Source organism: Dyadobacter chenhuakuii, from assembly GCF_023821985.2.
GTDB classification, from domain to species: domain Bacteria; phylum Bacteroidota; class Bacteroidia; order Cytophagales; family Spirosomataceae; genus Dyadobacter; species Dyadobacter chenhuakuii.
Window position 1 is genome coordinate 1,396,689 of sequence record NZ_CP098805.1, and the last position, 17,945, is coordinate 1,414,633.

Here is a 17,945-nt window from a genome sequence, read left to right on the forward strand (position 1 = left end):
TAAATAGCAGTCTCTTTTTTGTTAAATAAAATACAATGCTGATAAAACAAAAACACCTCGAAGGCATCATGTCCGGAAACGTTTCCCTTGCTTTCCGCAAATGGAAAAAGCTTTCGATCAGGAAAGGCAGCCTGCTCCAGACGAGCATTGGGGTAGTGAAGATTACGGACCTTGCAGAAACTGAACTATCCAAAATAACGGATGAGGATGCCAGGCTTGCCGGTTATGAAAACGCACAAGCGGTAACGAGCGAACTCGAAAAAGTCACGAACGGCGCCATTTACCGGATCGAACTTGGCTACGAAAGCCCTGATCCGCGCATTGGTCAGAGAGAACAAAAGGAAATTACGAACGAAGAGCTGGAAGCACTGAAAGAAAAGCTCCTTAACCTGGACAAGTTCAGCAACCAGGGAAAATGGACGACCAAAGTGTTAAAAGCGATTCAGGATAATCCAAAACTACCGGCAGTTGCGCTGGCAGCAAAGGTGAACAAGGAAAAGGAATGGTTAAAGACCAATGTCAGAAAACTAAAAAACCTGGGTCTGACGATTAGTCACGAACCAGGTTATACGCTGTCGCCGCTCGGCGAATATGTTTTGAAATCACTTCCTGAAAAGCCTCAGAAAGGATCAGGGATATAATCTCTCGATTTCCCAGCTGCCTTCATCCGTTTTTTTATAAACAAGCCGGTCGTGAAGGCGGCTGCTCCGTCCCTGCCAGAATTCGAAGTAATGCGGGATCACCCGGTAACCGCCCCAATGTGGCGGGCGCGGCACCTCGGCACCTTCGAATTTTTGTTCCAAAAGTAGTGTCCGTTCTTCCAGCTCAGCGCGGCTTGCCAGATGCTCGCTTTGTGTGGATGCCCACGCGCCGATCTGGCTGCCGCGCGGCCGCACGGCAAAGTATTCGGCTGATTCCTGATGCGTCGTTTTCTCAACCTTTCCTTCGATCCGGACCTGCCTTTCCAGCTCTTTCCAGAAAAACGTAACCGCCACAAACGGGTCCGATTCCATTTCCTTTGCTTTTTTGCTTTCGTAGTTCGTGAAGAATGTAAAACCGGCCTGATCCAGGTCTTTCAGAAGCACAACTCTTGCCGAGGGACGACCGTCTGAAACCGTGCTGAGGACCATTGCATTGGGCTCCACAACGCCTGCTGAAAGTGCTTCGTCAAACCATAATTTAAACTGTGTGAAGGGATTAGGGTCCAAATCCTGTTCATCTAAACCCTTCAAATTATAATCCTGTCGTAATTTGGCAATATTATGGTCCATTGGATGCTAATATGTTCAATGTTAAGAACCCAAAAGTAGCCATTTCAGAGGAAAGATTATTAGATTTGTAATCCATAAGAGACGTACGTACGAAACCAGAATCACGATGGCACAAGAACAACAAGAAAGGGTCAAAAGCGATGAGCAGGAAGACCTGACACAAAAGACTATCGACACCCTTGAAATTGATCTTAACAATGAGTTGACGGAAGAACATGAGGAGGAAGTGCCAGACGTGGATTACAGCCAGTTGTCTAAGGAACAGCTTGTAAATATTTTGGAAAATGAGTTGGCGTCTATCAATGCGGAAGGTTCAAAACCAGCTGCATTGAAAAAAGCGGAATCCGTTGCGAGAGAAATCCGTCCGGTCCTTGATTCGATCAAACAAAAGGAGAAAGAAACGGCCCTGGCAGCATTTGTTGCAGAAAATGGCGGTGAAGAGGGGTTTGAATACAAATATGACGCGGAAACCCAGAAAATAGATGCTTTGAGCCGCGAGATCCGGGGTTTAAAAAACAGCTACTATCAAGGGCAGGAAAAAGAAAAAGAGAAGAATTTTAATGTAAAAACGGCTCTGCTGCAACGTCTGCGTACATTATTAGAAGACGAAGGCAGCAAAGAAACCGATGCTTCCGGGTTGAAATCGAGCTGGGAGGAATTTAAGAAGATCCAGGAAGAATGGAAACTGGCCGGTAACATTGCTTCTCCGCACAACGGAACGCTCTGGGCAACCTATAACGCGCTGATCGATCGTTATTTCAGTAACCGGAACATTTACTTCGAGCTGAAAGAACTGGATCGTCGCCGCAATGCTGAATTGAAAGCAGAGCTTTGCGAAAAGGTGGAGGAATTGGGCAAGTCGCTGGAAACCCGTCCTATGACGCGTGAAATCCTGAACGAGGCCAATCACATTTTTGAAGACTATAAACACCTTGGCCCGGCACCAAAAGAGGACCAGGAAAAGTTGTGGCAGCGGTTTAAAGAAGCACTGGACGTGCTTTATAATGCGCAACGCGGTCAGTTTGCAGAGCAGAAGAAGTCGATGCAGGAAAATTACGAGCAGAAGCTTAAAATCTACGAAGCAATAACACCCTTCACGACTTATAATTCGGGCAGCATTAAGGAATGGAATGCCAAGACAAAGGAGATAATGGCGTTCCAGGATCAGTGGGTTGCGTTGAAAGGCATTATGCCGCGTGAAGAGGGCAAGGATCTGAGCAAGAAATTCTGGGCAGCATTGAAAACTTTCTTCAATAACAAAGGAGAGTTTTTCCGCCAGCTGGAATCTAAGCGTGAGCAAAACCTGGAATTGAAAAACCAGCTTTGCGCGGAAGCAGAAGCTATTCTGGAGACGGGTGAGGATAACCCTTCAACGACTCAGAAGATCATTGAGCTGCAAAAGCGCTGGAAAGGGATCGGACAAGTGCCTGAAAAATTCAAAGACACTATTTACGAGCGTTTCAAAAAGGCCTGTGACGCCTATTTTGATCAGAAACGCGCCAAGAATAAGGAGGTTGAAGAAGAATTTGAAAGCAACCTGAAAAAGAAAGTCGATCTGATCGAAAGAATCGAGGCGGCTGCCAATAACAAGGACGAGTCAACATTGAACTTGCTAAGTGCGTTCAAGGGCGAGTGGTCGTCTATTGGTTTTGTTCCTAAAAAGGACATGCAGGCGATTCAGAAACGATACATTGCGGCGATCAACACCTATGTAAGCGCTATCGGCCAGCTGTCGAGCAAGGAAAAGGAGCAGGCGGTTTTGGAGAGTGAAGTGGAACTGGTAAGGGATGGCGATAGCAGCCGTAACCTTTACAGAAAAGAAAGCGATATCCGACGCAAGATTACGCAGCTTGAAAACGACATTGCGCTTTGGCAAAACAATATTGAGTTCTTTGCGAAGTCAAAAACGTCGGACCGGTTGAAAGCAGAATTCGAAAGGAAGATAAATAGTGCGCTGAGTCAGCTGAATGACTTGAAACACCAACTATCTATCATTCAGGAAGCTATATAATTTTCGAAAAAAAGTTGAAAAATTTTAGCGCTAAATGTTGCGCTGTATAGCCTTTCCTACTACTTTTGCACCATGATAACGGAATAACAAACGGTATCAGAAAGTAAAAAGAGGCCTCCATAGCTCAGCTGGTAGAGCAACTGACTTGTAATCAGTAGGTCGTTGGTTCGATCCCGACTGGGGGCTCTTGAAAATCAAGCACTTAGCATTAATTTGCTAAGTGCTTTTTGCTTTACTTGCAATAAAAGTTGCAATAGTTTCTTTCAAGGAGAAGCTGTCTCGGCGGGACAGTTGTACGCATGCTGTTGAAAATTGATATTGCGGCTGTCTATTTCTAAGACCCTAGAAAATTCACTCAATAGAATGACATCTCCGTTTGCGAGCTCGTCGAGATTAAATCAATCTTATGGTCGCGCCAGGAAACTCTTCCGGAGAACCTCTACTTAACAAACTGGACTTTTCTAAATTATTCTCATTGTCCAGGTGCAGTATGTCGGCTTGGTTCTTTTCAAGATCTTGGTCTATTGTAAGCTCAAGTAATTATGAGCAATTTCGGTTTATTTCTGAGCGCTTAGATGAAAACCTGATTCAAGTACTTATTTTATAATAATAGCAATGTAATACCAAACCCTTTTCACTAAATCATCCTTACCATTTATATGAAGGTTTATTTTATTATAGATTAGCACTGTATTGTCACCGAGGAAGCAACGCAGGCAAAGCCAGAAATTCGGGCATTTTGACCGGCAGAATTTCACAGAGTGCTGCCAGAAAGCTTTTGAGTAAACGTTTGGTTATGAAACTGAGATTAGCGAAACCTTCAAATATTGGAAGGTGATGCCGAATGGAACAGCAATGGAGCGTGCCGCATCCTTCTCTGTTAAGTCAAATGAAATGCCGATTACAATCCACTCCGGGTCTGATGAGACGCATTCCCAAAGTATTTTTTTGTTTTCAGACAATTCCAACGTCTTCATTTTTGTGGCATAATTATCCCCAAAGTCAAACTCATTTACAAAACCTAGTTCCGGCTTAACAATCAATTCTACTGTCCAGACAGCGCTCAGGCCTTCTTGGGTTGTTATTGCTTTGTAAATATCCGCAATGGGTGATTTAATGTAATTGATGTGCTCATTTTTTCCATTTTTCATGACTTGTTAATAGAAATACAAAATTGACAATTGATATCCAAGCTTGCTAGGCATATGAGACAACCAAAGGGGAAAATCGGACAGTTAAGAGTAAAATTTAAATAGCACAATCAAAATATCTCGTTGTTTATTATGGAAAATGGCAAATCCGAGAATTTCCTTCCAGAGTTTGTATAACATATTTCAGGCTAAATAAGGAAACATAGAACAAGGGCAGACAGGGTTATATTAAAGTTCTTTGAATATTGCAAGGAGAGCGCACTTTGTAAGACTGTGGATTTTTGACGCAGTGCTTATAGTCCGTACCCAACATTATCCTGCGGGTGCAAAAATCATGGCCAACAAAAATGGAGCGGTTATAGCGATTGATATTATAAGCGCCTTCCAAATTTTCTTATATTCGTAATTGTCGGAAGGGAAATATTTTTTAAAAAAATACTCAGATAAGATCGCCCCCCATACCATATTGAAAAGATACGAAAAAGAGCCACCTTTTGTGTGGAAGTTGTTTACAATCAGTATTGTTGCCACAGTAAAGACAATTGAAATCAGCAAAATAAGATTGGCTTCTTTCTTCCTACCGCTGTTTATTAGGTTTTGCCGTAATAAAAATCCTCCGAACACCGGGGAGAAAAACACTGAGAAACGCCAACTTGCTCTTTTTGAGTAAATTTTAACTGTATTTTCCTGGTTAAAGCTTGGTGTTGTAAGGTCGTTTTCTTCTGTCATATTTTTATTAGTCTAGGATCAAGTCGGAACTGCCAAATCTTTTACAAAGCATATTATTGGCGAAAAAGCTGTATAAAATCCAGTGGATGTATTAAGTGCTATACATTTGAGGTTCTTTGTACATGACCAATATGAGCTAGAATCTAATCTTATCGCCAGGTTTCAATTCATTTACAATGTTCTCTGCCATTAACGAATCCCTCAGAGTTGCCCCTGCGCCTCAGAGGAGTTTTCCGGATTGTTCAGCAATCAGCTAAGAGAATTATGAACAAAAAATGACAAATCGCATTGACAACATAATATGTGGGACCGGCTTGATTTCAAAGATCGGTGCGTAAAAGCTTTTGACCAAACGTTTGGCTATGAACGTGAGCAATAAACAAACCTTCTCATATTTAGGTGACCTAAACTACCTATTTCCATTCTCCTTGAACCTGTAGCGTATCCCCCAACTTCCCCTAACGATCGTTGAACCTTCATAGACGATAGGTGCCAATTCTATATGAAATCCGAAATTTTTTGAAGAAAAAGGGAAGAAATGAGCCCCGATAGGCACAACGAGTCCTGCAATATTGTTAGCTCGACCTCCTAATCCAACATATACTTCCACGTCTTTTTTATTAATAAACTGGTATGTTGCCACTGCTTCTACCGACATATTTTCCAGATTTGTGTCTACTCCCAAGCGGAGTTCCGGAACAAACCGGTCTGCCACTTCATAATTAAAGCCAATGAAAGGCAAATTAGATTGGTGAATGCTTACGCCGAATTGGGCGAAGGAGGAATTTATAGAAACAATGCAAAAAATTAATACTAATTGCTTACGCATGCGCTGGATTACCTAAATTAATTGTATTTCGAACAAACGGATTAATTTTCATAAGTACAGAAAAAATTTTGCATTTTGATAACTTTTCTGACGATGAAGTCAAAAGGAAATATGGAAATACAATTTCCTAAACCTACTTATTAGTGCTAGACACGGGGCTTTACCCATTGCGTTCCGGAGCAGATGATACAAGTGAAGCGTCTCGTAATGTAAGTTAATGGAGCTCTACTTAATTTTAACCGATTCTATTATCTGCATGAACGTATTTTCATTACGGCTTCTGCCCAAAAGTGTCAATTGGATTACCCCTAAATTATAATAGATACCGATCAAACCTTCGCCAGGTTTTCTTGGCTTCACCATCTTTGTTGGGTAACCATCCCGATTACTTTCTGTAACGATATGCGTTTTTGATGTTTCAGCAGTAAATCGATAAGAGTACATACCATAATCGTATGTCAGAGTATCCTTGCCATCGGTAACACCTCCCACCTTAGAATCGTAGCCTTGGGCGCTGAATTCTTTCCATTTTGAAGGTGCTTCAAGTGTGAATGTGCCGAAATCAAATGTTTTCCATTCGCTTCTTGGTTCTTCCTTATTGCAGGCCAGCATTAGGCAACAAATTGTCAGAAATACAATGGTTTTCATAACGTCTGGTTTTATGGTTTTTTGTGAAGAAACAGTTTTTAATCAAATAGTTGCAGCACCGAGATTTACTTACTTATTCTCTTTCAAATTGTCGTAAATAACCTCAGGTATTTTTTTGTACAAGAGTGGATCTTACCTTCGCAAATTACCATATCTCCATACAAGCTATGAAACACACATTATTTCTATTTTTGATCGCTGCCAGCCTGATGGGCTGTGAAAAATTGGGTTTGAAAGATGAAGAATCTACCCATCAGGTATCAAATGTTAAAAAAGACGAGGACTTTGTTATTGAAAATAAGAAGCAGCCAGCATTTGTTTACTTTACTATTGAAGGACAGCTAAGTCATGATGCTAAGCTGGTCTGGTCAGATAGAGCACCCGGAGCCGATTCGGTTTTTATAAATCCCAATGAAATTTCATTGCCAAAAGGAAAGGTAAACATTGCCGATGTTCGAGGAGATTACTACGGTAAAAAGCTGTATGTCAGGTATGTACCTTTGAATGATTCTACCTCGGGCGCCTTGCAAATAAAAATTAAGATATAAGTTCCTCATTATGAGTTTACTTATAAGTCTACGTGACAGGTTATTGTTGACATCTGAGACATTGGAAAAAATGAATTTAACACCTTTGCCTTTTGTAGTCACTTCCGCGAAGCTCAGATAGTAGCGATCCATTTTCTAATCGCATACCATTCTCACGAAACGTCCGGGAGTGTTGCAACTCTTTTCTCTGTTGTTGCAGTCCTCGATGATCGAACTGCCTGCCGAGAATCCAAATGTCTATTACTTCCTTGGTATTGAGAAGAAAATGTTGGCTATAAAAGCGAGTTGAGCTACTGCGAATATGACAAGGAGCGTAAAAGGATTAATAATCCAGAATGACGGCACTGCGACAATAGTGAGAATCAATATTGTTGTTGAAAGATGTAAAAGGCAGAATATGTAATTAGGCTTTTTGCCTGCCTTTTCAAGTAACCAATATATCATTCCAAAAGACAAAGAAAGTATGGCTAATGCGACAGCATATTGGCCTACAGTGATTACATAATAAGTATCATACAGCTGAAAATCCATTATATCCTGCCCAAATAACAATGCTAGTAGTATAAAAATGGGTATGCTTAACCAGCATAAGACATAAGGCGATGTCCAGATAAATGTTCGCTTGCTTGAAATCATGTAGAGCTATACTTTACTTGACAAAATAAAACATCAGTCAGTGATAAAAATCTGGATGTTATGCACTATCAATAACGATTTAATACTTTTTTTATCACTGCAATTTCGTAACTTCAGCAATGCAAGGAAAGAAAAATTATTCAGAAAAACTTTTCATATGCTTCCAACTTTCAGATAGGGTTCCCAAGGAAAATTTCTATCACAGGCTCAGCGAAACGCTCGATTTGCATTTTTTATACAGGGACACTCGCGAGCTGTCTGGCAGAACCGGCAATCCATCAATCGACCCCGTTGTTTTCTTCGAATTGATGCTGAGGTGATATTTAATCAGTAATCTGTAACGAACAGATCAAAGAAGCATCCAATTCAAGATGATACTTCATAACAAGTGGACTGCCGAGAAATCTGCCGCTTACTTCCAGAGTCAGTTTTGCTTTTGAGCCGGTTTGAATATAATCAATGGGAGTTAGCTGCATATTATACTTTTCCGTCGCTTCTTGTATCCACCCTTCAATTTCTTGCCTACCCGAGTAGGACGAACCTTCGTCGGAAACGGTTGCGTGTTCTGTAAAGTAATTGGCAAGTGCTGTGCTGTCTTGATCGTTTTGTGCTTTACTAAAGCCTGCGATATTTTCTGGAAGTTTCATGATTTTGAATGTTTATGTTGATTTAAAATGGTTTTCTTATTGAATGAAATCTTGAATAAACCTGAGTTATAATGTGGGAATGGTCCCGCCATCGATCACATATTCGGTGCCTGTAAGGTAAGTGGCTCTCGTAGAAACCAGGAAGCCGACCAGTTCGGCAACTTCATGTGGCCACGCCGGTCTGCCAAATGGAATGCCGCCTAAGGTGTCCATGGCGCTTTTCTCAGCTTTTTCCATCTGTGCCGCCAGTGCTTTTGGCAATGCGCTCCATCATCCGGACGGATGACGTAGTCATGATCCAGCCAGGCGAAACGGTCAACAGGCGCACGCCTTTGTGAGCCACTGCATTGGACAAACTTTTGCTATAATTGGCCAAAGCTGCTTTTGCCGCCGTATAAGGCAAGGTGGAGTCGTTCAAAGGAAGTTTCGCCTGAATGGATGCAATGTGAATGATGACGCCACCGTGACGGTTGATCATGCCGCGTAAAAATCCACGGTTCAGCCGCACCGGTGCCAGCAGATTGGTTGGAAATGAGGATTCCCAATCTTTGTCCGAAAGCACTGCAAATCCACCCGCAGGTGTTTCCGAGCCTCCCATATTGTTGATCAGAATATCTAGTTGGCCGAATTTTGCGGTGACCTCGTCCACCACTTTATACGTTCCTTCCGGTTTGCTTAAATCTGCGGGAATGAAATGGATGTTTTTATTTTCTTCTTCCGGCTTGTTTCTGGCTGTGTTGATCACCGTTGCACCTGCTTGTGAAAACCGGTCGCCGATTGCTTTTCCCGCACCTTTGCTGCCGCCGGTTACCAGGGCAATTAATCTTTTAGTTCGTTTTCAAAATTGAAATCCATGTCCTTATCGATTTGTGTAGGACAAATTTCAACACAATGCTACGCGCCGACAAGTACGGACTTACGATTCACATAGGGATAAATTTATCCTAGTGAACCGCCAAATGCATGTGTTTATCATTGCAGGATGTAAGAAAGACAATGCCCGACCTGAATTGCGGGCGCAGTGCTTCCGACCCTTCCGGACAATTACATCCAGCAAATAGCCTTGATTGGCCAGCTTCAACAATCGCGGCTGCTGTTGGAAGGTGTTTGTCGTGAATGCGCAGATATCATCAGGTTATAGTAGCGCACGTTAAGTACAGACCATACTTACTGCCCTGATACAGAAGCATCTTCTAGAATGTAGTTCAGATGCTCGACGTCCTGGCTATTGAGCTTTAATGTACCGGTTACTGTTTTAACAGCATCGGTTTTAAATCGCTGCTTTTTGTCACGAAACTGCAATTCTACGATAGACTCAGGACCTGCACCACCACAGAAAAAGCACATCGACATTGGCTGTGCAGAAATGACGTAAATGTTGCCATCCGGATCAACAGGTATCATGTGACCTTTAATTGCAACTTTCTTTCCTTCAAGATCTTTGACTAACCTACCAAAATCAGGGTATAAAAAATACATGTCGAGCGCCTTATTGAATTTGCGGCTGAACCGTACATCAGAAAGGTGTTTCCAGTTTATGGACTTTGAGCGCTCATCAGCAAAGCTTAACACTGAGCATAATAGCATAGCTGTGAATATGTAGATCTTCATTTTTCCGATTTTTAATGCTGGCTGTTTTTACGCAGCTGTGCGCTGATGGACTCGATAGCATCTTTCGCATTACGCTGGTATTCCAGCATGGATTCATCTGTCATTTGCGGTGCAGGCTTATGCGTGTGGCCTTCGGCATGTTCATGTGCATGCTCAAAACCGGGAACTTCAATAACGGATTCTTCCCAAAGTTCTACCAGATGGGCCAAGCTGTCTAACCTGACTTTCTCAGCAGCACTGGCATGCTGAGCAAGACTATCCAGCGACATTTCCAGTTTGCCAGCTATGCTGACAGATTCCAGGTGGAGCTGATTGGCCTCGATTAGCATTTGGCTCTTTTGGTCAGATCCCCCGCAACTGAATGCGAATGCCAGCGGGATGGCATAAATAATTGTTTTCATGACAACGAACTTTATTATTTGCAACAACGTTGCAAATATCAGTAAAATTTATTGATTTCAGTCATTTTTGCCGTTATGCTTAAAAAGTCTGCTCTTTCACTACCGATTTCCATTTTCGTTTCCCTGTTACACGTAGGCTGCTGCATTTTTCCTTTGATAAGTATTGCAGTGGGCTCTGCGGCACGTTTTGAGGAGCTGACAAGGTATAAACCATTCTTTTTCGGGTTGCAGGTATTGCTTTTGGTTTACCTTGGTGTAACACTAGTAAGGTTCTATTTAGGCAAACGCCTCTTTCATAGCCAGTTTGAGAATTGGTCTTATCATATTGCTTTCGGGATCGCGATAGCTGGAATGATTCTTGGCGTATTCGAGCCCTTCCGGACAGAGCAGCAAGTGCTGGCACAACAGCAGTTTGAATTATTTCGGACCCACCGGCAAATTCAGTTGTCTGTTTCAGGTAAATACAATAGCGAGCGGCTCAAAGAAGATATCACTTCTATCAAAGGCGTTAAACCCACATCTGTAAAGATCAATGGACACTCTGTAAAGGCAACCTTTCAAAGTAATCAGGTGAGTTCAGCTCAAATTTTAAAAACACTAAAAAAGCAAGGGTACAACATTATCAAAATAGACTAATCGATACGCTTGTGTTCATTCAAAGCATTTCATGGACATACAACGTAAACGCCAGATTTCCACCAAGCAATTTGAGGGGTGTCAGATATATAAACTGGTTCAACTGTAAAAGGGAATTCACTTTCAAATCCGGGGAAACAGCTTGTCCTTGGCCTACGACTACTTTCCTGGTTTGAAATACTTGGGCATAGCCCTGATAGACAAATCCTGGCTTCCCAACCATACCATCAAAGCTGTTTACCATGCCAAGATTTGCAGCAGGTAAAACAGGGTCCTGGGATGTGACACGCTGAATGGATTTCAGATATTGGATAGTATCCAAAGCACGCATGTTTGGATACTATCTGTGACTATGATCTGTACAGTCGGATTAGGAGCGCTTTTTTGCCAATGAATTGATCCAGGCAGCAATTTTTAAAGCGTCCTTCTCAGGTACGTTTTTCATTGGTGACATAGGCGGGTACCCAGGCCAATTTGCAGGCTTGGGATTGTAGATCAAAGCGACGATCTGAGCGTTTGTGTATTTCTTTTTTGCAACATCCACATATGCAGGCCCAATTACCTTAGCGTCAGCTTTATGACAAGCCAGGCATGCATATTGCGTAAGTAGCTTGGAGATATCTTCGGGTATTTTTACTTGCTGTTGGGCACGGGCTGACATTGCCATAAACGATAGGTAGGCCAAGATTAGACTTATTATGATTTTCATTCGATATCAAGATTTTAGATGTTTACCAATTGTGAAGCTTTTATTGACCGTGCGCTATTCCTTTAAAAGCACAGTCATATCCTCTATGAGCTTTGCCGTACTTTCCTTGGAAGTCCCATCATAAATACCCCGCACATACCTGTTTTTATCGACCAGCACGAATGAGCCACTGTGAATAAACCCTCCTGGCTCATCGGGATCGGCCATCGCACTGACCATGTAGTGCTTTTGGCCTATGTCATAAATTTTCTCCCGGTCGCCAGTTACGAATTGCCACATATCGCCTTTCAAGCCCAGATCATCAGCATATTTTCCCAGGACAGCAGGCGTGTCGTGTTCGGGATCAATTGTATGTGAAAGAATGCCGACTTGCGGGTTATCCTTGAAGCGTTCCAGAACTGTGAGCATGTTGGATTTCATGATCGGGCAGATCGTCGGGCAGGTTGTGAAAAAGAAATCGGCGACATAGACCTTGCCTTCCATTTGCTTCTGGGTGAACGGCTGGTTTTTATGGTTCACGAAAGCATAGTCGGGAATCCTGGGATATTCTGTCACCTGGGTCTTCTTGCCATCAACCACCTTTGTAACAGTATCGGGCTCGCCCAGGATCGGCAATTTTTTTTGTTTGCATGCAACAATTGTTAGCAGCAGCAGACACGCCATCAAAGTTGTCATTGGATGTTGTTTTTAATAAATTCTTTTGATTTTGAAATTGCATCCTGCATCTGGATGTTAACCAGGTCCATCTTAGCGGTCTGGCTTGCGATATAAGCTTCCTGTTGATGCTCATCAAGGGTTTCAAGTGTATCTGCCCTATACTGGTGCATCCAATCCATCATGGATTTATCTGCCTGGACGAGCTGTTGAATTAAGTCTCTGGCCTGCTGTTTTTGCTTTTGCAGCTGGGGGCTGGGTTTGGCCCCATTCAAGCTATCGAGCTGATTTTCAACGCTTGTCAGTCGCTTCTTGATAGTCATTATTTCTTCCATCTTTGGCATGGCGTTGTCGTGCAGGTCCATCAGCGCTTTGGCTTTGGGGTTGGCGTGATGGCTATCTGTCATTTTGTGATGCGCATCGGTACTATCGCTTTTCTGAGTGCTGTCACATGCAGACACGCCAAGTGTTACAAGGATTAAAATCAAATATTTTTTCATAAGACATTATTTCAATTAGTTCGAGCACCATCCCGGCAATAGCTATCGCAACCAGTATTTGTATGCTGGTAAGGATGATTGCAGATGGTTGCATTTTAAGGCGATTGACCGGCAGGCTTACGCCTGTTCCATCCAGCAGGAGCTGGACTTCATCTGAATGCAGTAATGGGTTCATTGTTAAAAATTGGGTGGCTTTCGGTGATCCGGATTTTCGATAAATGAATAGTCGTTGAGCGTATTCAGGAATGCGATGATTTGCTTTTTTTCCTGCTCGGAAAATCCAAAACCGTCTTTGGGAATCTGGGTTGAAAGCGTAGCTGAGCCCTTTATGCCATTTGCGTAATGCTGGATCACTTCGGCCAGCGTTGCCAAGCGCCCGTCATGCATGTAAGGCGCTGTGAATGCCAGGTTCCTGAGCGATGGCGTTTTAAAGTTTCCAAGATCTGCCGGCTCGTAAGTGATCCGGTAGCGCCCCTGAAAAATGCCTTCATGCTCCACATTTGAGAAATCTGCATCAATGCCATTGTTATGGAAACTTTGATCTGTGAAAAGCTCTCCTGCGTGACAGCTCTGGCATTTTTGCCGGACAAGCACCTGGCCTTTCAGCTCGTCTGCTGTCAGTGATGCTCCGTTGACATTTAGCCGGTAACGGTCGTATTTTGAATTAGCAGACACCAGTGAACGCTGGAATTGCGCCAGTGCTTTTGATAAATTCTGCGAGCTTGCAGGTTCATTGAATGCTTGCCGAAAACCCGAAACATACGCGGGAACCGCATTAAGCTCCCGAATCAGCTGATCCAAATCCTGCGCCATTTCGTCATGAGCAGTCAGGGGCGCGAATGCCTGAGATTCCAGGTTTGTTGCCCCGCCGTCCCAAAAGAGACCGTTATTGGCCCAGGCCAGATTGAAAAGGGCAGGGGAGTGCCGCAGCAATGAAGTTGCCGAAACACCTGCATTGCTGAGCTTTACCCCGTCGCTGAAAGCCAGTTTGGGATCATGGCAACTCGCGCACGAAACCTGGTTATTGGCCGAAAGCCTTGTATCATAAAACAGCATCCTGCCCAGCTGCACGCCCGCCAGGCTCGCCGGATTTTCGGTGTCGAAAACGGGCTCGGGAAAGTGCGCCGGGACCTCAAATCGGTAAGGCTCATTTTTGGGCGCAAAGCCGGGTTTATCACACGCATTGAGCGCGAGTGCCAGCAGCAGGACCGCTATTTTTCTGATACAAACCATCATTGACCTGCTGAGCCAAACATGATTGCCTTTGTCGCCTGGTTGGTCGCAACGGTCGACATTAACGGAGCCGTGGCCGCATTAATCGTAGGATTTTTGACTAGATCAACGCCGTCCAGCATTTTTGCCACATCCACTTGCAAGACAACCCCTTTGGCTGCGGCCGAGTTAACCGGCGCAGCAAAATCAATGGCCATCGTTTTGTAATTTGCATTCAGGCCCGTTTCTACTTTGAATGCCTTTGTTTCGCTGCCCTGTTTTACGGATCCGGCAAGTGAGCTGAAAATATAGCTCGAATGCCACATCCAGACAATGCTGCTCATTCCATTGGCAATTGAAAGCTCACCGGCGTGAAGGCTCAGGTTGTCGTTATGGCGGGAATCCACACCGATGGAGAATTTGACGGATTTGTACTCACCCGCCGGAATACCCTTCAAAGTAATCGTTTCACGCTTATTGGCCGGATAGATCAGTTTGTCATTGATTGTCCCCGAAAGGTCCAGCTCGCCGACTTCCTCCATTAGAAAATAAGAGTCCGGTACGATAAATTCAGCGCCTTTGGTATCAACTAAAACCATGTTGCTGACCCAGTAACGGAGCTTGGTAAAATTGAGTGCCTGGCTGCCAAAGGTAAAGTCCTTGTTAAGGGCAAAGTCGGCATTGCCTACCCTGGCATCGAACGTAAGGGTGAGCTCACCGGCAGCAGCTGGCGTGACAAGCGGCGAGGGTGCATCATCAGAACAGGCAGAAAAAAGTGCGGAAAGCAACGCGAATATGATTATACGTATCATCTGTTTTTTGTTTAGATAGAATGAAATAGTTGTTTAAAATAGAAACCCAACCTGCACCATAAGCCTTTCCCTGGCAACCACGTGACCCGAGGCGCTTTTCTGGGCGATGGGTTTCTGGGCATTCACACCCAGGGTCCATTTGTTGGAAAAAAAGGTTACCCCGGCTGTGCCATTAAGTAATCTGCCTCCTGTAATATCCAGCTCTTTTCCGTGCTGCTTTCCGTGATCTGCATGCTCGCCGTAAACGCCAATGCTGGGCGTTAGTGAAATGCTTCCAATGTTGAAAGAGCGGTAAAGCTCAACAGTTCCAAAAACCTGATCACCAAAGCGGTAACCCTGTGAATTGGTCGTATTGAACTTGCGGGAAACATTGGTAGCCAGGCCCCACTGGTCTTTGTTAATGGTGTAAAAAGCATTGACCATCAAATCCGTGCTGCCGGTGCCCAACTGAAAATTGGCATTGGCGACTTCGAGCGTATTATTCTCGTCGAATTTGAAATCACCCGTGGGGAGCTTCACGCCGCCCCCGACCATCAGCGTATGGTTAAATGCGCCGGAGGTTTCCTTATCCATGAATGTGTTCAGGATATTGTAGTTGGCCAAAACCGTGATATCGCCCAACCCGTTCTGCTTTTTTACATCGGCGGAAGTTACCTGCTTGTCGATGCGGTAGGGAAGAAAAGCCATGACCTGCACGCGTTTGATGGGAAATAAGCGGGCATACACTTCGCCGACATTGAATTGCTCTTCCGTCTTCAAAACCTTGCTATCAGCATGCGTCACAAAATGCAGCCGCTGGTAACGCAGACCGATCACCGACTTGTGCGATTGTGGCATTAGCCCAAAGTAGGAGCCGCTATTAGCACAGCCGCAGATATCGCAGGCCTGCGAAACCTGAGCTGTCAGCAGGGAAATGAGAAATACTAAATGTTTGATTTTCATAATGATGCTGTTTTAAAATGCAGTTCCGATCCCCGGATCGGCAAATTTGGAGTCGCGGATAAACTGCTCATCGGAAAGTGTTTTCAGGAAAGCAATCAGCGACTGTTTTTCTGTTCCGGATAATGCAATGCCCGGCGTGCCGCTGGACTGGATTAGAAGCGTGTCGAGCGTCGGGGTTTTCTGAACGCTGTCGGTGTAATGATCGAGCACTTCTTCCAGGGTATGGTATCGCCCGTCGTGCATGTAAGGCGCAGTCAGGCCCACATTGCGCAGGCTGGGGACTTTGAACTTGTATACGTCGCCCGGCTTTCCGGTGATCGCAAACCTGCCCTGGTCATTGTTACGCATCGGCAACAGTCCATTGTTGCGGAAGGAATGATCCGTGAAAAGCACGCCCTGGTGACAGGAGCTGCAATTTTTTTGGAATAATACCAAACCCTGCTTCTCCTGCGCCGTAAGTGCATTTGCGTCGCCTGCGCGGTAATAATCGTACCTGGAAGTGGCCGAGATCATCGTCATCATAAACTGCGAGAGCGCCTTCATCATCCTTTCCGAATTGATCTCATCCGTCCCGAATGCAGCTTTGAACATTTGGGGATAATTCACCGGGATCTTGGCAGTAGGCGAGGGCGTATTGCGCAGCTTATCGAGCACATTAACTACTTTCTGATCCATTTCCACCGGATTTTCAATCGGATTGAATGGCACCAGGTCCATATCATGCACGCCGCCGTCCCAGAAAAAGGACGTGTTCCAGGCCATATTCTGAATGGCGGGAGAATTGCGTACACCCAGCCGGTCGTCTACGCCGTGACTGAGTTCGTGACCATGATGCGTGAAGGCAGCCGCCTGCTGGTGGCAGGTGCCGCAGCCTACCAGGTTGGTCCTGGACAAGATGCCGTCATAAAACAGAAACTTGCCCAGCTGCACGCCTTCCTCGGTAAGCGGGTTGCGCGACAGGTCGTAAACCGGATCAGGAAAGCCAGCCGGTTTGGTCCATGTCATGGGCGTAGGCCCCGTCTTGACTGGCAGGGGTGCTTTCTGCTCGGCTGTACTGCAACAGATAAGCGAAAGCGTTAACAGAAAAATAAGTCTGTTCATAGCAAAAGCGGATTGTCAGATGATTCAGTGGATATGATCTAAGCTGAACATATTGACGTAGTTGCTGGCAATCTGCTGGGATTTGTCAGGCTGGCCACCCATAATGCTATTGTAGGCAGCAATACTGATATTGGTCGAAGGTCCGTCAAAGACTTTGAGCACATCAACCAGCAAATGCACTTCCGGCACAGCGCTTTCTGTCACACTGGCTTTCAGCTGGCCGAAGCTCATTTTTACTACACGCGTATTGTTAACGGTCCTTTCGTTATATCCGCCAAACAAGCCAATGTGATAGTAAAATTTGCCATTGACCGGGTTACCTTTGGAAGAAGTTCCTTCCAGTTTGACAAAAATATACCCCGAGTTCCAGGCCCAGTACATACCATCGTCCATCATTGAACCTGATGGATCCAGAACGCCCTGGCGTTTTTCGATTGGTGCTGTGTTGCGGGTGCTGTCTACGCCCACCATGAATTCGGCTGCTGTGTAATCCGCAAACGGCACATTGTTAAGCGTCACAAACTGGGAGGTTTTTGTGTCCTCCTTCACCAGGAAATAACTTGAATCCTGGGGCACGACAAATATACTTCCGTCAGCTTTGGTGAGTTTGACGTTGGAAATAAAGTAATTGAACTTGGTAACTACAAAATCCTCATTTGAAGCATTTTTGTAAGTGACACTGCCAAGCACCAGATTTTTATCCCCAACAACATTGTCAAATTCCAGGCGGAGCTTTCCACCGGCAGGGGCGTCGGGTTCTGGGCTGGGACTTACAGGCGTAGAACAGGAGAATAATAGAAAGACTGCGCAGACAGCCAGCGCCGTCGCAAAGTATTGATTAATACTTTTCATGCAATATGAGATTGTATCTCAACAACTTAATGTCGAAACAATGAA

The 17,945-nt window shown here is 44.4% G+C and carries 25 protein-coding genes and 1 tRNA gene; 6 read left to right on the top strand and 20 right to left on the bottom strand.

The annotated features are described in order from the left end of the window. Positions 1-35 precede the first annotated feature (35 nt). Complete coding sequence (locus tag NFI80_RS05835; RefSeq protein WP_235158520.1) at positions 36-641, top strand: hypothetical protein; 606 nt, start codon at positions 36-38, stop codon at positions 639-641. On the opposite strand, the gene pdxH is transcribed toward NFI80_RS05835, so the two are convergent. Beyond that, positions 630-1,271, bottom strand: coding sequence for a pyridoxamine 5'-phosphate oxidase (gene pdxH, locus NFI80_RS05840; RefSeq protein ID WP_235164568.1), 642 nt, complete (start codon positions 1,269-1,271; stop codon positions 630-632). The two genes, NFI80_RS05835 and pdxH, sit on opposite strands and share 12 nt — an antisense overlap. A gap of 106 nt (positions 1,272-1,377) precedes the next feature. Between pdxH and NFI80_RS05845 the strand changes: the two genes are divergently transcribed. Together NFI80_RS05845 and NFI80_RS05850 are read left to right on the top strand one after the other, a co-directional pair. Continuing rightward, positions 1,378-3,282, top strand: a complete 1,905-nt coding sequence (locus tag NFI80_RS05845; protein WP_235164567.1) for a DUF349 domain-containing protein — start codon at positions 1,378-1,380, stop codon at positions 3,280-3,282. Between the two features lie 113 nt (positions 3,283-3,395). After that, positions 3,396-3,468: transfer RNA gene (locus NFI80_RS05850), tRNA-Thr, on the top strand. 608 nt (positions 3,469-4,076) lie between these two features. Here the strand turns inward: NFI80_RS05850 and NFI80_RS05855 are convergent. The 4 genes from NFI80_RS05855 to NFI80_RS05870 form a co-directional block, all read right to left on the bottom strand. Beyond that, on the bottom strand, positions 4,077-4,433 hold the full coding sequence (locus NFI80_RS05855; RefSeq protein ID WP_235164566.1) for an SRPBCC family protein: 357 nt from the start codon (positions 4,431-4,433) through the stop codon (positions 4,077-4,079). Positions 4,434-4,745: 312 nt separating this feature from the next. Continuing rightward, positions 4,746-5,162 (bottom strand): hypothetical protein, encoded by a 417-nt coding sequence (locus NFI80_RS05860; RefSeq protein WP_235164565.1) that lies wholly within the window; start codon positions 5,160-5,162, stop codon positions 4,746-4,748. A gap of 409 nt (positions 5,163-5,571) precedes the next feature. Beyond that, entirely contained in the window at positions 5,572-5,991 is a 420-nt protein-coding gene (locus tag NFI80_RS05865; protein ID WP_235164564.1) for a hypothetical protein, read from the bottom strand. 225 nt (positions 5,992-6,216) lie between these two features. Beyond that, positions 6,217-6,639: a hypothetical protein gene (locus NFI80_RS05870; RefSeq protein WP_235164563.1), complete on the bottom strand. Its 423-nt coding sequence runs from the start codon at positions 6,637-6,639 to the stop codon at positions 6,217-6,219. A gap of 167 nt (positions 6,640-6,806) precedes the next feature. Between NFI80_RS05870 and NFI80_RS05875 the strand changes: the two genes are divergently transcribed. After that, positions 6,807-7,187 carry a hypothetical protein gene (locus NFI80_RS05875; RefSeq protein ID WP_235164562.1) on the top strand — a complete coding sequence of 127 codons (381 nt, stop codon included), beginning with the start codon at positions 6,807-6,809 and terminating at the stop codon, positions 7,185-7,187. A 755-nt stretch (positions 7,188-7,942) separates the two neighbouring features. Further along, positions 7,943-8,143: a transposase gene (locus NFI80_RS25740; protein WP_510185814.1), complete on the top strand. Its 201-nt coding sequence runs from the start codon at positions 7,943-7,945 to the stop codon at positions 8,141-8,143. Between the two features lie 3 nt (positions 8,144-8,146). On the opposite strand, the gene NFI80_RS05880 is transcribed toward NFI80_RS25740, so the two are convergent. The 5 genes from NFI80_RS05880 to NFI80_RS05900 all read right to left on the bottom strand — a co-directional run bounded on the left by NFI80_RS05880 (position 8,147) and on the right by NFI80_RS05900 (position 10,482). Next, the gene (locus NFI80_RS05880) at positions 8,147-8,470 is read right to left on the bottom strand and encodes a nuclear transport factor 2 family protein (protein ID WP_235164561.1); all 324 of its coding nucleotides are present in this window, start codon (positions 8,468-8,470) and stop codon (positions 8,147-8,149) included. A gap of 66 nt (positions 8,471-8,536) precedes the next feature. Beyond that, the gene (locus tag NFI80_RS05885; RefSeq protein WP_252172101.1) at positions 8,537-8,707 is read right to left on the bottom strand and encodes an SDR family oxidoreductase; all 171 of its coding nucleotides are present in this window, start codon (positions 8,705-8,707) and stop codon (positions 8,537-8,539) included. Beyond that, entirely contained in the window at positions 8,694-9,290 is a 597-nt protein-coding gene (locus NFI80_RS05890; RefSeq protein WP_310587985.1) for an oxidoreductase, read from the bottom strand. The genes NFI80_RS05885 and NFI80_RS05890 overlap by 14 nt, the downstream gene beginning before the upstream one ends. Before the next feature lie 347 nt (positions 9,291-9,637). Beyond that, entirely contained in the window at positions 9,638-10,081 is a 444-nt protein-coding gene (locus NFI80_RS05895) for a DUF3299 domain-containing protein (RefSeq protein ID WP_252172102.1), read from the bottom strand. 11 nt (positions 10,082-10,092) lie between these two features. Next, entirely contained in the window at positions 10,093-10,482 is a 390-nt protein-coding gene (locus NFI80_RS05900; protein WP_235166488.1) for a hypothetical protein, read from the bottom strand. A gap of 75 nt (positions 10,483-10,557) precedes the next feature. On the opposite strand from NFI80_RS05900, the gene NFI80_RS05905 reads away from it, so the two are divergent. Then, the gene (locus NFI80_RS05905) at positions 10,558-11,118 is read left to right on the top strand and encodes a hypothetical protein (protein ID WP_252172103.1); all 561 of its coding nucleotides are present in this window, start codon (positions 10,558-10,560) and stop codon (positions 11,116-11,118) included. 19 nt (positions 11,119-11,137) lie between these two features. On the opposite strand, the gene NFI80_RS05910 is transcribed toward NFI80_RS05905, so the two are convergent. From NFI80_RS05910 to NFI80_RS05955, 10 genes are read right to left on the bottom strand one after another with little or no spacing between them, the layout of a single operon-like run. Further along, entirely contained in the window at positions 11,138-11,449 is a 312-nt protein-coding gene (locus NFI80_RS05910) for a transporter family protein (protein WP_235163854.1), read from the bottom strand. Between the two features lie 39 nt (positions 11,450-11,488). Then, entirely contained in the window at positions 11,489-11,827 is a 339-nt protein-coding gene (locus tag NFI80_RS05915) for a c-type cytochrome (RefSeq protein ID WP_235163853.1), read from the bottom strand. A gap of 54 nt (positions 11,828-11,881) precedes the next feature. After that, positions 11,882-12,502 (bottom strand): SCO family protein, encoded by a 621-nt coding sequence (locus tag NFI80_RS05920; protein ID WP_235163851.1) that lies wholly within the window; start codon positions 12,500-12,502, stop codon positions 11,882-11,884. Beyond that, on the bottom strand, positions 12,499-12,981 hold the full coding sequence (locus NFI80_RS05925) for a hypothetical protein (protein ID WP_235163849.1): 483 nt from the start codon (positions 12,979-12,981) through the stop codon (positions 12,499-12,501). Before NFI80_RS05925 ends, NFI80_RS05920 begins: the two co-directional genes overlap by 4 nt. Beyond that, positions 12,929-13,156 (bottom strand): hypothetical protein, encoded by a 228-nt coding sequence (locus NFI80_RS05930; protein ID WP_235163847.1) that lies wholly within the window; start codon positions 13,154-13,156, stop codon positions 12,929-12,931. Before NFI80_RS05930 ends, NFI80_RS05925 begins: the two co-directional genes overlap by 53 nt. Positions 13,157-13,158: 2 nt before the next feature. Continuing rightward, positions 13,159-14,217, bottom strand: a complete 1,059-nt coding sequence (locus NFI80_RS05935) for a cytochrome-c peroxidase (RefSeq protein ID WP_235163846.1) — start codon at positions 14,215-14,217, stop codon at positions 13,159-13,161. Further along, a complete protein-coding gene (locus tag NFI80_RS05940) occupies positions 14,214-15,005 on the bottom strand; it encodes an MbnP family protein (protein ID WP_235163845.1) in 792 nt (263 codons plus the stop codon). The genes NFI80_RS05935 and NFI80_RS05940 overlap by 4 nt, the downstream gene beginning before the upstream one ends. 33 nt (positions 15,006-15,038) lie before the next feature. Continuing rightward, complete coding sequence (locus tag NFI80_RS05945) at positions 15,039-15,947, bottom strand: transporter family protein (RefSeq protein ID WP_235163844.1); 909 nt, start codon at positions 15,945-15,947, stop codon at positions 15,039-15,041. 12 nt (positions 15,948-15,959) lie between these two features. After that, the gene (locus NFI80_RS05950; RefSeq protein WP_235163842.1) at positions 15,960-17,048 is read right to left on the bottom strand and encodes a cytochrome-c peroxidase; all 1,089 of its coding nucleotides are present in this window, start codon (positions 17,046-17,048) and stop codon (positions 15,960-15,962) included. A 24-nt stretch (positions 17,049-17,072) separates the two neighbouring features. Continuing rightward, positions 17,073-17,900: an MbnP family protein gene (locus tag NFI80_RS05955; RefSeq protein ID WP_235163841.1), complete on the bottom strand. Its 828-nt coding sequence runs from the start codon at positions 17,898-17,900 to the stop codon at positions 17,073-17,075. Positions 17,901-17,945 lie beyond the last annotated feature (45 nt).

Bases quoted from the DNA above. Each gene is read 5' to 3' on its own strand.
- NFI80_RS05835 (WP_235158520.1), top strand. From the start codon at position 36: ATGCTGATAAAACAAAAACACCTCGAAGGCATCATGTCCGGAAACGTT.
- pdxH (WP_235164568.1), bottom strand. From the start codon at position 1,271: ATGGACCATAATATTGCCAAATTACGACAGGATTATAATTTGAAGGGT.
- NFI80_RS05845 (WP_235164567.1), top strand. From the start codon at position 1,378: ATGGCACAAGAACAACAAGAAAGGGTCAAAAGCGATGAGCAGGAAGAC.
- NFI80_RS05855 (WP_235164566.1), bottom strand. From the start codon at position 4,433: ATGAAAAATGGAAAAAATGAGCACATCAATTACATTAAATCACCCATT.
- NFI80_RS05860 (WP_235164565.1), bottom strand. From the start codon at position 5,162: ATGACAGAAGAAAACGACCTTACAACACCAAGCTTTAACCAGGAAAAT.
- NFI80_RS05865 (WP_235164564.1), bottom strand. From the start codon at position 5,991: ATGCGTAAGCAATTAGTATTAATTTTTTGCATTGTTTCTATAAATTCC.
- NFI80_RS05870 (WP_235164563.1), bottom strand. From the start codon at position 6,639: ATGAAAACCATTGTATTTCTGACAATTTGTTGCCTAATGCTGGCCTGC.
- NFI80_RS05875 (WP_235164562.1), top strand. From the start codon at position 6,807: ATGAAACACACATTATTTCTATTTTTGATCGCTGCCAGCCTGATGGGC.
- NFI80_RS25740 (WP_510185814.1), top strand. From the start codon at position 7,943: ATGCAAGGAAAGAAAAATTATTCAGAAAAACTTTTCATATGCTTCCAA.
- NFI80_RS05880 (WP_235164561.1), bottom strand. From the start codon at position 8,470: ATGAAACTTCCAGAAAATATCGCAGGCTTTAGTAAAGCACAAAACGAT.
- NFI80_RS05885 (WP_252172101.1), bottom strand. From the start codon at position 8,707: ATGGAAAAAGCTGAGAAAAGCGCCATGGACACCTTAGGCGGCATTCCA.
- NFI80_RS05895 (WP_252172102.1), bottom strand. From the start codon at position 10,081: ATGAAGATCTACATATTCACAGCTATGCTATTATGCTCAGTGTTAAGC.
- NFI80_RS05900 (WP_235166488.1), bottom strand. From the start codon at position 10,482: ATGAAAACAATTATTTATGCCATCCCGCTGGCATTCGCATTCAGTTGC.
- NFI80_RS05905 (WP_252172103.1), top strand. From the start codon at position 10,558: ATGCTTAAAAAGTCTGCTCTTTCACTACCGATTTCCATTTTCGTTTCC.
- NFI80_RS05910 (WP_235163854.1), bottom strand. From the start codon at position 11,449: ATGCGTGCTTTGGATACTATCCAATATCTGAAATCCATTCAGCGTGTC.
- NFI80_RS05915 (WP_235163853.1), bottom strand. From the start codon at position 11,827: ATGAAAATCATAATAAGTCTAATCTTGGCCTACCTATCGTTTATGGCA.
- NFI80_RS05920 (WP_235163851.1), bottom strand. From the start codon at position 12,502: ATGACAACTTTGATGGCGTGTCTGCTGCTGCTAACAATTGTTGCATGC.
- NFI80_RS05925 (WP_235163849.1), bottom strand. From the start codon at position 12,981: ATGAAAAAATATTTGATTTTAATCCTTGTAACACTTGGCGTGTCTGCA.
- NFI80_RS05930 (WP_235163847.1), bottom strand. From the start codon at position 13,156: ATGAACCCATTACTGCATTCAGATGAAGTCCAGCTCCTGCTGGATGGA.
- NFI80_RS05935 (WP_235163846.1), bottom strand. From the start codon at position 14,217: ATGATGGTTTGTATCAGAAAAATAGCGGTCCTGCTGCTGGCACTCGCG.
- NFI80_RS05940 (WP_235163845.1), bottom strand. From the start codon at position 15,005: ATGATACGTATAATCATATTCGCGTTGCTTTCCGCACTTTTTTCTGCC.
- NFI80_RS05945 (WP_235163844.1), bottom strand. From the start codon at position 15,947: ATGAAAATCAAACATTTAGTATTTCTCATTTCCCTGCTGACAGCTCAG.
- NFI80_RS05950 (WP_235163842.1), bottom strand. From the start codon at position 17,048: ATGAACAGACTTATTTTTCTGTTAACGCTTTCGCTTATCTGTTGCAGT.
- NFI80_RS05955 (WP_235163841.1), bottom strand. From the start codon at position 17,900: ATGAAAAGTATTAATCAATACTTTGCGACGGCGCTGGCTGTCTGCGCA.